The following is a 14,845-nucleotide window of genomic DNA, read 5'->3' as shown; positions in this document are numbered from 1 at the left end:
AAATCATATCGTTCAACTCTCAACATCAAGACGGACATCCATAAGCAACCCGGCGGTTGGCTCAACACCGGTATCCGCTAGTGAAAACAATGGTTTCACTAGCACTTTCTCAGCCCAGGTATCTATCACTACTACGCCCTGCACCTGTGTCATCAGAGCACCCGTCACCCCCTCTTCACTGGCCTGTACGTAATGCTCCCAGCACATTAAATACCCTGCTTCAGCCTGAATAATCACGTTATCAACGTCCCCAGAAGCGGAATCCAACCAGTTATTCACAATCGCCGCAATTCTTTCATATTGCAGGATAATTCCAGCAGGCTCTCTGCTTTTAATAACCAGACAGCGCATCACACCTGAATGCCAGTCAATTTCACGGTCAATCAGGTACACAGGTTGATTATCTTCAAAGCTGCCCGACCAGGCAGTAGGAAAATACGAGCGACTACGGGGTATCGGCCCATCCCGATTAAAATTAAAAACGGTGCTATGCAGTGCACCATAAGCACGTCCGGCAACGGTTTCCTTTGTTGCAACCGTATATGCCTCCTGTGTTGGATAAACCACCAACGCCAATTCATCAGGTAAAGCAAAACCCGAATCAGATAAGATCAGTGGAAAATATGCCTGAAGACTTAAAGGCTGCATTTGCTGAACGGTTGCAGGAATAAAAATCTTACCTAACTGCTCACTGAAACGTTGCCAGTCAGCAGCTAATACAGTCGAGCGAAATCCTTGCCATACCCGAATACTTTTCGGATGGGCCAAGCCTTTCCTAGTTAATTCCTTATCCATCAGACTTTCCTATCTAACTGATTTTTAAGTAACATTTTTTATAGCCGATACTTAAACCCAATGCCAGCCGGATTTCTCGGATTGGCAATCCTGAACTTACGGTTGGCCTTTACTAAAGGGAGCCGCTAAAGTTTGAGGCGTTGAATGAGCAACCGCAGTAAACCGAGAAGACATGGCGTGAAGACTATATGCAATGATACCGAACATCCTATTCAGGTAACCCTGTATGTATCGGGAAGGTCAAATAGCGATGTTAGCCAGATACCCTACGGTACCCGTAGCGTAGAACTGGAACCGGGACAAATCAGCGATGTTAATTTTGGCGATATTCGTCATAACTACTTACACGGTGTAAAGCTCGAAGCAAATATTGACGGAACGAAAGTAACTAACCAGGGCATGGTAGATTTGCTGGATTCCGCTTTCGACCGAGTCATTAACAACGAAGAGTTGCTGGAAATTTCTCGACTCCGGCAACTGCTGGTAAGCCCGGCTTAAAGATTCAATTGAATCAATAGTTTCAGGAAAGAAAACGTCAAACGGATTTTGGCGGGTAAATGGACTTAACACACCAGGGAATGGCAGGGAAAGAGAAACCCATATGGATATGGGAAGTGTGCGATGAAAGGACAGTACGCACGTGGAAGAGTTGTTGAGGAAGTGGAATTCCTCCCAGGGAATCAGAATTAAAAACGTCTAAAAGGATTAAGACAGCAAGGAATGCACTGTATTAAGAAGGAATCTTTCAGGGACGCATACTTTACATAGTGCGGAAATGGATAAAACGTACAAAGGAATGAATATTGCGGCTCGGATGCCCACAAGGACGATACTACGCACAGCGCCAAATTGGACTTGGCCTCTATAGAACAAAGCCATCACGGAACGGCGATCAGCGGAATCTGATTAGCCAGAAAGCCAACAAAGGATTGACTGTTCTATAGACCACAGCTTCGACGGATCTCTCCACCCACACGGACGTGGACACTTATCTTTCAATAAGATAGGTACGCAATGAAGCTTTTAGCATATAATTGCGAGTTCTTAGCATGGATCGCTCTTCATTGTTATATCGGGGATATAACAATTCGTAAGGGATATGACGAAGTAAACTGTTATCACGGATCCGACAGATGAATTTCGCTAGTCAGAAGTACCTCAAGTTAGACCCTAAACTGTTCAAAGCTTTTATGGCTGTTGCTGAATATGGCTCTTATGCCGTTGCAGCAAAAAAATCTGCCCAGAGCCCTTCAGTGGTATCTGATCATATGATCAAAATCCGCGAAACACTGGGGCATGATGTTGTCATTAAGGTCAGCGACACTTATAAACTCACCAGTGCCGGCAAAATGCTGCAGCAATATATCCGCCGCATCATGGACGTTACTGCTGAGTTTCACGACGGTCTTGATCAGGGACAGGAATCAATGGAAGGCATGGTGCGTTATGCAATGCCACCATCCTGTTTACAAAGTCCACACTTTCCAATGCTTTTACAACGTCGCCTCGATTTTCCAGGCATAGCGCTTCAGGTAGAACTCTGTCCAACAGAAGCTGTTACTCAATCTGTTATCGATGACCGTTTTGATTTTGGCTTTGTAACTGAACGCATTGAGCATCCATCGCTTCGCTACATTCCGTTCTGCGAAGAAGAATATGTATTGGTTTCCAGTCCACGTAATGCTCTCGATGACCTCAAACCAGATACTGTTATGGATCACAGATTCATTAACTATCCGGGTATGGATGTGTGCTTCGATCTTTGGGCACGACACTTCATGCCTGAGGAAAAAACCCTGACCGCCCGATCGCTGTATCACACCGGTGATATCAACGACATTGTCGGCGCTATCAAAATGGTTATAGGCGGCCTGGGCATCAGCGTTTTTCCACGTCATTGTGTTGAAGCGTATATTGAAACCGGCGAACTGATTGAATATGACAAAGCCGGGCTACCACCAATGATGAATACCATCTATATCACTACACGCCGGGATATAAGCCAGCCCCGACGGGTGGATACTGTTATTCAATGGTTCCGGGACATGCATCCGGAATTCCAGGAAGAATAAACGACAGCACAAACATCGGCAGTCATCGGGGGATAAACATGGATATTAAAAACATCAACCTTTTTGCCCACAACGGTGACTGCTGGGTTACACCTCCGTGCACAATGGAAAGCCTGTGGGCAGGCCTTGGAGGTGGTGCTAACGGTCTGTGCCTCGATGTACTGTTAACAAAAGATAAACAACTTATCTGTACAGCTAATGCCTCACTGGAATACAGTTGCGGCATTCCAACCCAGGTTGACAGTATGGACCTGGACGCTATTCAGAAACTGGATGCTGGCAAAACCTGGCGTTCAACCGAGTTAGACACCAATTACCAACCTACCGGCGCTAAGGGTGAAGATACTCCATGGGATGCCAGCCGTCAGCGGCCAGTAGTTCTCAGTAAGCTGGAAGATGTATTGAGAATATTTGGCCGGCGCACCCAGCTTCTTATCCGCCTGCCGGACCTTGAATATGATCACCAGGCTGAGCTCGCAGGCAAGCTGACAGAGCTTCTAAGCAGTTTCGGCTTGGAACAACGCGCTTGTATAATCGCCCCTATTGCAACCTGCCAGCTATTAAGACAACAAGGCTATCATGGTCAGTTAGCTGCTGACCTGACTCGCATGAACGGACTCAGCCCCGCGACACTGGATGCCGCCAACTGTGTTGATACTGATTATCAACTGGCTTGGGCTGAAGAGTTTGTAAGCTACTTCATTCAACGCAAACAACCGCTCAAAAGTGATAACTGGCTACTCATTACTCAGCAGGCCTATGCACCTACGCCTGATACAGTTAAAGCTCTGAAACAAGCCAGCTCTCACATAGCAGGCCTCATTGCGAAAGGCGCTTTACCTACCAGCGAACAGTTTTTGCCCCCTGCTCAGGTCATGTTAGATGATTTTGAAGGTAGCGATATTAATCGAAACCTTTGGACTGCCGGCTATAGCCATGCAAATCAGGATACCTGTATATATCAGGAAGACGGCCTTCATATCAACATCAAACAAGGTGGCGAATACTCTGGAGCAGCAGCTGTCACTTGCAGCAGCTATCACGGAGATTTCGATGCTCAGGTCGATTTCCATGTTACCTCCCCCCATCAGGGAACAACCTTTGAAATGGCTGCAATTGGCATTGATCCCGGGTATTTCAACATCGATAATCAGTCCCTGAACGGCAAAAAGGTTAATCTCACCTTTGATGTTCACGGTGCGCCACCTTATGTATCAAGTGAGCGGGATGAAAACGATGGTTTCCGTACCGGTTGGAATAATAGCTTCAACCTCACCAAAATTGGCAGTGTCAGCGAGCAAGATGGTGAAATAAAGATCGATGACTGGGTGGCAAGTTCGGTCAACATGTACAATAAATACCGACGCGACGTAGGCTACGGAGGCAGTGACTCACCGCGAGGCACTTTACGCCTAATTCGGCGTGGTTCAGTATTCAGTTCTTATTATAAAGATGCTCTGAATAAATCCTGGGTATGTTCCGGAACTGTTCTGGTTCACAACCTGCAAAGTGAAGCTTTTATTCGCCTTGCAGCCAAACACTGGAAAAAGAAAAATCCGGAACCGCCAGAAAATCACGTAAGCTTCTACCAGTTCAGATTATTTCAGTACTAATCCCGGAACGCACTTAATAACCGGGGAAACACAACTGTTTATCTTCGTTTTGGCCTTCATTATTACGGGATAATGCCTGAGCGTTGGCCAGTAAGTCATTAATCACAGCTTCGTTCAATGAAAATAACGTCAGAGTTGCTCCCAAACTATTCTGAGTAGTTTTGCTTAACTCATCCCGAGGTACCGTAAAAAGCCAGTTAACGGAACGAAGATTGGCATACTTATCCACCCATTCAGATTCAGTCACATGCCGATAGGCACCTAAATCCTCACCCAGTAGATACAAACGTCTGGCTGGCATATAGGTAATCACCCAGTCACCTTTCACAATCTGCTTTGCAAAGCGCTGTAACATACCTACAGCATTACGTATCTTTGCCGGTTTATCATCTCCGTAGGCATTGATATATGCTCGCTGAAGCGCATCTGAATCAGCATATTCAATTAAGTTACCCAGACAGTTCCAACCTAACGCCACACAACTTCGTTCTGAAAATAGTTCCGCAAGTCTACCGCCCTTACTCGCTCTTACCATCCACGCTTTTGGCTGTTGAAACTGACTCATCACTCACTCATTCGGCTATTCAAATTTAACAACAGCGAAATTTGAACACGAATAATCGCTTTATTCATGCTTTTGCTTAACTTTATTTAAAACCCAGCCAAATATACGAATAACGCAACTGACTTACTCAGTACTGAATTACACAACCAAAAACCTATCGCTAACAAAAAACCTGTTGTTTGCCTAAAAACCGATCATACAGATATATACATCACAACAAACTGAACGCCCGCAGCGTTACACACAGGCAAAGACGTCTCCGGTTTTATTTATCAGCTCCCGGCTTCTGAATTAATATTTTTCTTCTCTTTAAACTTCTTCAAAAAAAACGCCCGACCAAAGAATTAAGCTTCTTTGATCAGGCGCTAAAGTCCACAGAAAGCACAGCTAATGTTTAGCCGTACCCAGCTAAAGCACCAAACATGCCAATTAATAACTCAACGGCAAAAAATGTGCATACAACACTTACAAGCCGCCCATTACCTACAAAAGCGATCGACCTGGGTACTGAGAAGCGCCTTAATTAATAAATAGCCTTCTCACACCAGATTCATTCAAGCGCTAAAACTGCACCGATACGATGCCCCCCCCTCTAAAATAAGCACCAAAATACGTAACAACCTATCGCCTTAAACAGGCTCTAACATGATGTACCCAACATCAGCAACGGAGTATAATGCGCGCAATTTTACTTAACCCGATTTTTTGTTAGCAGGATTCTGATGACTGTTCGCACTCGTATAGCCCCTTCTCCAACTGGCGATCCTCACGTAGGTACCGCTTATATAGCCTTGTTTAATCTGGCATTTGCCCGACAGCATGGCGGTGAATTCATCCTGCGTATCGAAGATACAGATCAGACCCGCAGTACACCTGAATCGGAACAGGCAATTCTTGACTCGCTGCGCTGGCTGGGTATGGACTGGGACGAAGGCCCGGATAAGCCAGGCCCACACGGCCCATATCGCCAAAGTGAACGTAGCGAAATTTATCAGCAATACACTCAAAAGCTGCTGGACGAAGGTAAAGCCTTCAAATGCTACCGAACCGCTGAAGAGCTGGACGAATTGCGTAATCAACGTCGCGAACAGGGATTACAAACAGCCCTCAAAGAAAGCGATCTGGCATTACCAGCTGAAGAAGTAGCATCCCGTGAAGCGACTAACGCACCATACGTCGTGCGTATGCAGGTACCTGAAGATGGCGTCTGTGTATTTGACGACATGCTTCGCGGTGCTATCGAAGTGGAATGGTCACAAGTAGACTGCCAGATTCTGATGAAATCTGACGGTATGCCAACTTATCACCTGGCAAATGTCGTTGATGATCATCTGATGGAAATCACCCACGTACTACGGGGTGAAGAATGGATCAGCTCAGCACCTAAGCACCAGTTGTTGTACAAATATTTCGGCTGGGATATGCCAAAGCTTTGTCATATGCCTCTGCTGCGTAACCCTGATAAATCCAAGCTGTCAAAGCGTAAAAACCCGACCAGCATCATTTACTACCAGCGTATGGGTTACCTGGCCGAAGCACTACTGAACTATCTTGCTCGCATGGGCTGGTCAATGCCTGATGAACGCGAGAAATTCAATCTGGAAGAAATGATCGCAAACTTTGATATCAGCCGGGTATCTCTCGGCGGCCCTATCTTCGATCAGGAAAAACTCAGCTGGTTAAACGGTTTGTGGATCCGGGAAGACCTGAGCGACGAGCAGTTCGCTCTGCAGTTCCAGAAATGGGCACTTAATCCCGAATACCTGATGCAAATTATTCCACTGATTAAGCCCCGGGTTGAGAAGTTCACCGATGTGGCTCCCGTTGCTGGCTTCCTGATGTCAGGTATGCTGCCAATTACGGAAGAGAGCTTTTCACACAAGTCCCTGGAAAAAGACGATACCCGTAAAATCCTGCAATACGCTTCCTGGATGCTGGATACAGAGCAACAATGGAATAAAGATCGTCTGTTCAGCCAGTGCAAAGCACTGGGGGACGCAATGGGCTTTAAAGTACGCGACTTCCTCTACCCTCTGTTCATTGCAATTGCAGGTACCAGTGCCAGTGTCTCAGTTGTAGACTCAATGCAAATTCTTGGACCAGACATGAGCCGCGCCCGTATCCGCCATGCGCTGAATACTGTCGGCGGCCCATCGAAGAAAGAAGCCAAACGCTGGGAAAAAGAATACCGCGAACTGGCTAAATCACTTAGTTAATTCCGAGAAAGCCTCATCCCAGGCCCAGGCATCTTGCCTGGGCTTTTTTATTTATAAATTAATCACTTGGGATTTAAAGAAAATTCAGCGCATTTGTACAGCACAGTGCTTGACAGCTTTAAACGTCCTCATTAATATAGCCGCCATCTTGTAAGGGGCCTTAGCTCAGCTGGGAGAGCGCAACACTGGCAGTGTTGAGGTCAGCGGTTCGATCCCGCTAGGCTCCACCAATTTCTACAGAGAAATTTGAACAAGATATAAAACGAACCAGCCAAAAGCTGGTTTTTTTGTGCCTGCTATTCTGATCACGCTGTTAAACCCGAAAGAAACCTCCCGGATATAAAGATATCTAACTACCCTAACAGCCCATTATCGTATAAAACTCCGCCCCACATTACTGCTGTCAGTATCAGCATCAAAAACACACCCGCAGAGCCCATATCTTTTGCCCGGCCGGCCAACTCATGATACTCAGGCCCCCAGCGGTCCACAACGGCTTCTATAGCTGAATTAACAATTTCAAACGCCAGCACCAGCAAACAACTTCCCCACAACAAAGCTAGCTGAACGCCGCTCTCAGCCACCCACACCGCCGCCGGTACCAACAACAACATAGCGGCTAATTCATAACGAAATGCCTGCTCTTCTTTATATGCTGCGCGAATACCTTGCATAGAGTACTTAGTGGCATAGTAGAAACGTTTAATTCCGCGATTATGGCTGGGCTTCATATCATTAGGACTTATATAGGGATGGATGAGAGAATTTAACCGATGGTAACAAAATAATTATAAGCTTATCAGTCATTGGTTACAGCCAAATTTTTTGGAATCTGCCATAGAACTTTAAACATTTAGCTATTCAAAACTTAAACACTTACGATTTTGGTGCTAAAATTTGTTTTAGGTTACACAAAAATTTCTATGTTTTGTAACCTTCTACACGGAAGAAGTATGACTTTACCGTTTGAGTCCCAAGCCAGTAAGGAAATCTCACAGAAAATTTCAGGTTTACTGCCTTTTCATGAATAAGACCGACATTTTTGACAGCCTAGCATCACTTAGCATTGAGCAACTGAATAAATTGCACTCAAAAATCGAGCAAAAAGTTGCCGATAAAAAAGCCCGCGCACAGCGACTGAGCTCAGCACCACCACGCAGCCAATCAGACCTGGAGAAACTTGCTTCTCATCAAGGCCTGGACCTCAGTGGATTAATGCGAGAAATTTCTAAGCGGTGAAGCTAATTTAATCAATACAGGAAATATAGCTTTATCATAAGCTATATTTTTTGCACATCTGCTCGCCTTCTCTTTGACCTTAGGCCCATTGAAACCTACAGCAGCTTATAAACATCTGACTACAACCTTCAGATAAAAAAACTCACCTGCCTTCCAAAGCTAAATTAAGAAACATTACTCTACAGTAAATGGTCACTCATATTGAAACACCGTATTAATTAACAAAAATGGCTCAGTCGTTATTTAAATATTGTTACAACATCCCATTAATTCATACGGTTAATAAATCTTAACTTATATTATAAGTACTAACTGTTATTTCGTAAGCAAGATTCGCTATAACTTATGGTTAATAAAATCAATCAATTAAAAACCTGATCCTTGATTAACATTTGAGCAAACACGTATAATATCAATGCACGGAAGCTTTCGTGTTGGCTGATGATCCTAAAAGAATTAGCCAGAAAGGCAGCTCACTGTCCCCCAAGAGCTGCCTTTCACTCTCACTTCCCCAATACTCACTCACTATTCTGTTCGACCTACCTGTATCTATAACTTTTTTAACGTCGTCGACTTGCGATCATGTTTTGAACCGCCTTATAATTCAAACGCTTGTATTACTAAGTATCAGGAATGTCCCCCAGATACTTAGATAAGCAGAGCTGCAATTCCTTTGCGGCTCTTTTAACAGACACACAATAATCCACGAATATCTGTCTAGATTTCTTCTGCTTGTACGATGTAAAATCCCCACCGCAAGTAAATGGAATTACAGGCCGGAACCAACCGATACATGAGTGTATTCACCAAATGCAGCTCAGGATGATCTCTTTCTCTGGAATTTCAACTCTCAGTTACCTGCATCCAACTTATTACGCTGTACAATTCAAAAAGGAAATTTGAAATGAACCACTTTTTTGGTGCTCTGAAAAAATATGCGGATTTTTCTGGCCGTGCACGACGTCAGGAATACTGGATGTTTATTCTGTTTTACATCATATTCACCATCGTTATCGGGCTGGTTGATAACCTGCTAGGTATCCCCGGAATTTTAAGCGGCATTTTTGCTCTGGCACTACTACTGCCATCGCTTGCTATTGGCGCACGTCGCTTACACGATACCAACCGCTCAGGATGGTGGCTTCTGATGTATTTACTACCAGTTGTAGGCCCTGTAGTTATTTTGATCTTCAATATTCTGGAAGGTGATCAAAACGAAAACCGCTTCGGCTCAGACCCAAAGGCAGCCTGACACTCAAACACTTACAGACGCTGAAACAGCGTCTGCAAGTGTATGATGATAATTTCGCCTTTATTCCAACACTTTCTCACTCATCGCTATGAAGTCTTGAAAAAGCAAATCACACAGAGACTTCCCAGAATCACAATTTATCTGGGTCTTAATTTGAATAGTGCCATCCTGCTCTATGATTTGCCGCTTTACCGCAGCAGGAAAAGCAGGATGAGTCACTGGCGGAAAAGACCACACAGACTTCTCTGCACTGTTGTCGACTTTCACAATTACCCAGTTATCAACAATCCCCAGTCCAGATTTAGGATACTTTTGCAATACATCAAATAAATATACATATTGCGTCGTTTCTACTGCCTCTACCTTCACTTCAGTCACAACAGCAGCCTCACCAGCCTCCTCTGTCGTTACAGCAGTTTTATCAACTGTGGCACAACCCGCTATTACGAAAACCAGCAGAATATAAAAATACTTCATACTACCTCCTCCCTGCCGGAAGTATTAATCAGCGTATAAATAAGATAACTTTGATACTTAACGTTGAGCTTAATAAGGCTTATGTAACGAAAATCAGACTTATTCGTAACCCCGGCTTACATTTACTATGGTTCGAATTATGTGGATTACAAGCAACACAGAAGCACTGTGAAGCTCACATAGAGTAAAACAAGCCAAACAATTGTCGCTGTATTAATACAATGACAAAACTATTTACCATTCCTATCGCCAAAAACTAAACGCCTGTTTGCTTGATTAAGTATTAACCTTTCGTATAATGCGCGTCGCACAGCAGTAACCGTGCTGGCAGACGTTCTCTCCGCAGATTGCCAGAGAGACGGCTCACGTCCCCCGAGCCGTCTTTCAACTCAATGATTCGTACAACACGCAACCGATAGCTACTCACTTCAAACAGAAAGCGGTACTAATACCCAGCAGCCATGTAAAAGATCGCCCCTTAACTTCCACAGAATGAGTAATATATTACCCAAGTTGGGTAGCACGCATGCGAATCATTATTATTTTTCATCGACTCACAGGATAAACTGTTCAGTATCTGAGCTGTCCGGCAAAGGAATTATGTATGGACGATGTTATGGAAACGATCTACACGATTAACTTCTTTACTGAAGGCTATACCTTCATAGGCTCAGCAAAGCGCATTGGTCATTTACCAAAAGCAGGCAAGGTACTTCATTTACCTAAACTGGCGAACAGAGCAGATGGTTTGACTCACTTTAGATTAAGTGAGTTCTGCTACCAGGAGGAACATGGTGAGCTACAACCTCATTATATGGCTTACGCTATAAGTACTGAGCAAGCCAAAAAAGAAACAACCAAAAATACCATTCTCCAACCCAAAATAAGCACCACAAAAAAACAAGATCGCACACTGCTTACCTTAATTAAAAGCTAACCCCCTTTTCACTAAGTGCAATTACGAACACTTAATTACACGCCAGCAACCGTTTACGCTTTAGTACTCATCTGGCGAGAACTTACTAAGGAAGAGCGCAACCTCTTGTTTAATGCCGAATAACCACTCAATACTTGCGATTTGCTTACTCTATTTACCATCAAATCTCTGACTGATCTCCCACTATATCTACACACTACCACTACATAATTAAGCAACGATTCAGTCCGGAAAATCGATGATGGTCTACAGTATTTGTATGGTTTAAAGGCCAATAACTTATTAGAAAGGCGAACAATTATGGGAATTATAAGCTGGATTATTCTGGGTTTAGTTGCAGGAGCACTAGCACGCTGGCTGATGCCAGGAGAAGATAAAATGGGTTGGATTATGACAATGGTCCTTGGTATTGCCGGCGCCTTTGCAGGTGGTTTTATAGGCTCATTTGTCGGTCTGGGATCAGTTAGCGGATTTAACTTTGCGACAATCATTACTTCTACTGTCGGGGCCTTCATTCTTCTATTTGCTTACAACAAATTTGTAAAATAACCCCCCTCTTCTAGGAAAGGCCTGTGTTCATCTGCCAGGCCACTTTCAGACATACTTTCAAGCCTTTACTACTGTAAAGTTACAACTCTGCATCTAATTTTTAGCTACCTCAAACCTCGCGACCATTACCGTACTCCTGATAGCAAAAAAGAGCAGAAATTTTCAGTTGTAGCATCTTTAGATTCCCTATTGTCATCTCTCCTGTTAACCACCTAACTGGCAAGAAAGACTAAGCGAAAACCCTGATTTATATATAAAAATCAACAAATTAAAACGATCGTTTGCTTGTACAACGCAAAAACATCCATATACTCGATGTTGCACTGCGAAAGCAGTGTAGGCAGTAGATCCTCTCTCCACGAGCACTGCCTGAAAGGCGATCCAGTTCCCCCCCGAGTCGGGTCGCCTTTCACCAAAAACGCTAACAACTTAGCGACACCTTTCCAGGCACTTTATAGACCTGGCGCTTGCTCTTAATCCTGAAGCTAACCCTCTAAAAACATCCCGACTATTAGCACGCTTAAACCCACATCACTTTACCAACTTTAACCACCTCCTAATTTAATACATTTACCCACGAACAACTCCCAAGCCAAACTGAACAGCGTTGTCCACTTATTAAATTCGCCTTATAATAAATATGCACACTCGCAATGTGCTGGCTGTAGTTCTTCTCTCCGTTGATAGCCAGAAGGCGGTGCTGGTGTCCCCCACACCGTCTTCAAACAAACCTCCCTACTGCACTTTATTTATAAATTTTTATATTCAGTTCTTTTAACAGTTTTGTTGGCACAAGCCCCTAGCACCTGCACAACCTCAAAACCGCTTTTTATCGAAACTACTCGACTCTCTATGTATAATCAGCACTGACCGCTTAACACCAATATCCGATCGGCCATATACAAATTCTCAGGCAATTTCAGAATTGCTGACAATTACCAAAAGTCCTTACAAACCGGCATAAGCGCGGCTTTATGTATATTGGATATACAAAACAGCACTATCATCGTAAATAAATTCAACACCATAGTAGAACCCATAGTGAATAACGCCCTAAAGCCAAATACCAAATCTGACACTCTAGAAAATACAGTCGACCGCCGCTTTACCGTGGCGCCTATGATGGACTGGACTGATCGTCATTGCCGTTACTTTCATCGACTGATTTCTCAACACGCTGTGCTTTATACAGAGATGGTAACGACCGGAGCTTTAATCCATGGAGATACTGAACGTTTCTTAAAGTTCAGCTCACAAGAACACCCTGTCGCTTTGCAACTTGGCGGCAGTAACCCTCAAGACCTGGCCCAGTGCTCCAAAATGGCTGAAGATTACGGTTACGACGAAGTAAACCTGAATGTTGGCTGCCCCAGTGACAGAGTCCAGAATAATATGATCGGGGCCTGTCTGATGGCACATCCGGATCTGGTCGCCGAATGCCTGCATGAAATGCAACAAGCGGTTTCTATTCCGGTAACAGTTAAACATCGCTTAGGCATTGATGACATGGACAGCTACGAAGAGCTACACCACTTTGTCACCAAAGTTAAAGAATCAGGCTGTACAACATTCATCATTCACGCCCGTAAAGCGATTCTGAAAGGCTTAAGCCCGAAAGAAAACCGTGATATTCCTCCGCTTAAATACGAATGGGTTTATCGGATTAAACAAGCCTTTCCAGAACTGGAAATTCTCATAAATGGTGGCATTAAAACCCTCGAAGCTAGCAAGGGACACCTGCAAGCGGTTGATGGTGTAATGCTTGGCCGGGAAGCTTATCAGAACCCATATATGATGGCTGAAGTAGATCAACTCTGTTATGGTCAAAGCTCGCAAATACCAAGCCGTATAGAGATCTTAGAGCAGTTTTATCCTTATATTGAAGCTCAGCTGGCACAAGGTGCATATCTTGGTCATATGACACGTCACATACTCGGTTTATTTCATGGTCAGCGAGGCGGCCGTCAGTTCCGCCGTCATATCAGTGAAAACGCCCACCGTACCGGTGCAGGCATTGAAGTACTTAAACAGGCTGCGGAACTTGTTACTTAGCGCGCCTTAGTAAAATAAGAATGACAGGTAGTTATTAATATGCAGAACCAACTGGATCAGTTGAAACAATTCACCACAATCGTTGCAGACACTGGCGATATTAAAGCAATTGAACAATTAAAGCCTCAGGATGCAACAACCAACCCCTCGCTGCTGCTCAAAGCCAGCCAGGACGAAAGTTATCGCCCTTTCATTACACAAGCCAGCCAGTGGGCATTAAGCCAGGGTGGCAGCTCTGCAGAGCTACTGGCACATACCAGCGACAAACTGTCCGTTCTGGCCGGCTGTGAAATTCTTAAATACATCCCGGGCCGGATATCAACAGAAGTAGATTCACGCCTGTCATTTAATACCCAGGCAACTATCGATAAAGCACGCAAGTTAATCGGGCTCTATAACGAAGCTGGTATTAGCAACGATCGCGTACTGATCAAAATTGCATCCACCTGGGAAGGTATCGAAGCCGCCCGTCAATTAGAAAAGGAAGGTATCAATTGTAACCTGACCTTGCTATTTGGCTTTGCACAGGCAGTCGCGTGTGCCGATGCAGGTACCTATCTAATATCCCCCTTCGTCGGCCGTATCCTGGACTGGCATAAAGCCAACAGCCCTGAAGGCACAGACTTAAACGGCGCTAACGATCCCGGAGTGATTTCTGTCAGCCGGATCTTTAATTATTACAAGCAGCACAACTTCGATACTATTGTCATGGGAGCAAGCTTCCGTAACGCTGAAGAAATTCGTCAACTGGCTGGCTGTGACCGCCTGACAATTAGCCCGGCTCTGATCACAGAGCTAGCAAATACTCAGCTGCCATTAGACCGTAAGCTATTCGCGGAAACACCTGTTGGCGCTGGAGGTCTGGAAGCTAACAACGAAGCAGTCTTCCGCTGGAATATGAATGAAGATGCCATGGCAACTGAAAAACTTGCTGAAGGTATTCGTAACTTCACAAAAGATCAGCTAACACTTGAGAAGCAGCTAAGCACTCTGCTCAAATAAAAATCCCATATATCTGTATTTATCAGATGTATTAGTCAGGGCTCAGGTATTTGCTGTTGAGCCCTCCCTCCCCTTC

At 44.5% G+C, this 14,845-nt stretch carries 14 protein-coding genes and 1 tRNA gene; 11 read left to right on the top strand and 4 right to left on the bottom strand.

Translation table 11 applies throughout. The annotated features are described in order from the left end of the window. Positions 1-12: 12 nt before the first annotated feature. On the bottom strand, positions 13-795 hold the full coding sequence (locus tag OCU49_RS08330; RefSeq protein WP_261844517.1) for a hypothetical protein: 783 nt from the start codon (positions 793-795) through the stop codon (positions 13-15). Positions 796-972: 177 nt separating this feature from the next. Here OCU49_RS08330 and OCU49_RS08325 point away from each other — a divergent pair, with 177 nt between their 5' ends. The 3 genes from OCU49_RS08325 to OCU49_RS08315 all read left to right on the top strand — a co-directional run bounded on the left by OCU49_RS08325 (position 973) and on the right by OCU49_RS08315 (position 4,480). Continuing rightward, a complete protein-coding gene (locus OCU49_RS08325) occupies positions 973-1,293 on the top strand; it encodes a hypothetical protein (RefSeq protein ID WP_261844516.1) in 321 nt (106 codons plus the stop codon). Positions 1,294-1,928: 635 nt separating this feature from the next. Beyond that, complete coding sequence (locus tag OCU49_RS08320) at positions 1,929-2,867, top strand: LysR family transcriptional regulator (RefSeq protein WP_261844515.1); 939 nt, start codon at positions 1,929-1,931, stop codon at positions 2,865-2,867. A gap of 38 nt (positions 2,868-2,905) precedes the next feature. Continuing rightward, entirely contained in the window at positions 2,906-4,480 is a 1,575-nt protein-coding gene (locus tag OCU49_RS08315) for a glycerophosphodiester phosphodiesterase family protein (protein WP_336605371.1), read from the top strand. A gap of 13 nt (positions 4,481-4,493) precedes the next feature. On the opposite strand, the gene OCU49_RS08310 is transcribed toward OCU49_RS08315, so the two are convergent. Beyond that, positions 4,494-5,045, bottom strand: a complete 552-nt coding sequence (locus OCU49_RS08310; RefSeq protein ID WP_261844513.1) for a restriction endonuclease — start codon at positions 5,043-5,045, stop codon at positions 4,494-4,496. A gap of 722 nt (positions 5,046-5,767) precedes the next feature. Here OCU49_RS08310 and gltX point away from each other — a divergent pair. Together gltX and OCU49_RS08300 are read left to right on the top strand one after the other, a co-directional pair. After that, positions 5,768-7,261 carry a glutamate--tRNA ligase gene (gltX, locus tag OCU49_RS08305; RefSeq protein ID WP_261844512.1) on the top strand — a complete coding sequence of 498 codons (1,494 nt, stop codon included), beginning with the start codon at positions 5,768-5,770 and terminating at the stop codon, positions 7,259-7,261. Positions 7,262-7,415: 154 nt separating this feature from the next. After that, positions 7,416-7,491: transfer RNA gene (locus OCU49_RS08300), tRNA-Ala, on the top strand. A 123-nt stretch (positions 7,492-7,614) separates the two neighbouring features. Here the strand turns inward: OCU49_RS08300 and OCU49_RS08295 are convergent. Next, positions 7,615-7,992, bottom strand: coding sequence for a diacylglycerol kinase (locus tag OCU49_RS08295; protein WP_261844511.1), 378 nt, complete (start codon positions 7,990-7,992; stop codon positions 7,615-7,617). Between the two features lie 292 nt (positions 7,993-8,284). Between OCU49_RS08295 and OCU49_RS08290 the strand changes: the two genes are divergently transcribed. Both OCU49_RS08290 and OCU49_RS08285 read left to right on the top strand, forming a co-directional pair. After that, positions 8,285-8,500 carry a hypothetical protein gene (locus tag OCU49_RS08290; RefSeq protein WP_261844510.1) on the top strand — a complete coding sequence of 72 codons (216 nt, stop codon included), beginning with the start codon at positions 8,285-8,287 and terminating at the stop codon, positions 8,498-8,500. 904 nt (positions 8,501-9,404) lie between these two features. Then, positions 9,405-9,752, top strand: coding sequence for a DUF805 domain-containing protein (locus OCU49_RS08285; protein WP_261844509.1), 348 nt, complete (start codon positions 9,405-9,407; stop codon positions 9,750-9,752). A gap of 60 nt (positions 9,753-9,812) precedes the next feature. On the opposite strand, the gene OCU49_RS08280 is transcribed toward OCU49_RS08285, so the two are convergent. Next, on the bottom strand, positions 9,813-10,229 hold the full coding sequence (locus OCU49_RS08280) for a hypothetical protein (RefSeq protein ID WP_261844508.1): 417 nt from the start codon (positions 10,227-10,229) through the stop codon (positions 9,813-9,815). Positions 10,230-10,833: 604 nt separating this feature from the next. On the opposite strand from OCU49_RS08280, the gene OCU49_RS08275 reads away from it, so the two are divergent. From OCU49_RS08275 to tal, 4 genes are all read left to right on the top strand, one after another. Next, positions 10,834-11,166 carry a hypothetical protein gene (locus OCU49_RS08275; protein WP_261844507.1) on the top strand — a complete coding sequence of 111 codons (333 nt, stop codon included), beginning with the start codon at positions 10,834-10,836 and terminating at the stop codon, positions 11,164-11,166. A 300-nt stretch (positions 11,167-11,466) separates the two neighbouring features. Further along, positions 11,467-11,715 carry a GlsB/YeaQ/YmgE family stress response membrane protein gene (locus OCU49_RS08270; RefSeq protein WP_261844506.1) on the top strand — a complete coding sequence of 83 codons (249 nt, stop codon included), beginning with the start codon at positions 11,467-11,469 and terminating at the stop codon, positions 11,713-11,715. A gap of 1,041 nt (positions 11,716-12,756) precedes the next feature. Beyond that, complete coding sequence (gene dusA, locus OCU49_RS08265; protein WP_261844505.1) at positions 12,757-13,767, top strand: tRNA dihydrouridine(20/20a) synthase DusA; 1,011 nt, start codon at positions 12,757-12,759, stop codon at positions 13,765-13,767. 39 nt (positions 13,768-13,806) lie between these two features. Beyond that, on the top strand, positions 13,807-14,769 hold the full coding sequence (tal, locus tag OCU49_RS08260; protein WP_261844504.1) for a transaldolase: 963 nt from the start codon (positions 13,807-13,809) through the stop codon (positions 14,767-14,769). Positions 14,770-14,845 lie beyond the last annotated feature (76 nt).

It is taken from the genome of Aliamphritea ceti (genome assembly GCF_024347215.1).
GTDB lineage: Bacteria > Pseudomonadota > Gammaproteobacteria > Pseudomonadales > Balneatricaceae > Amphritea > Amphritea ceti.
This window is presented reverse-complemented; position numbering and strand designations above follow the sequence as displayed.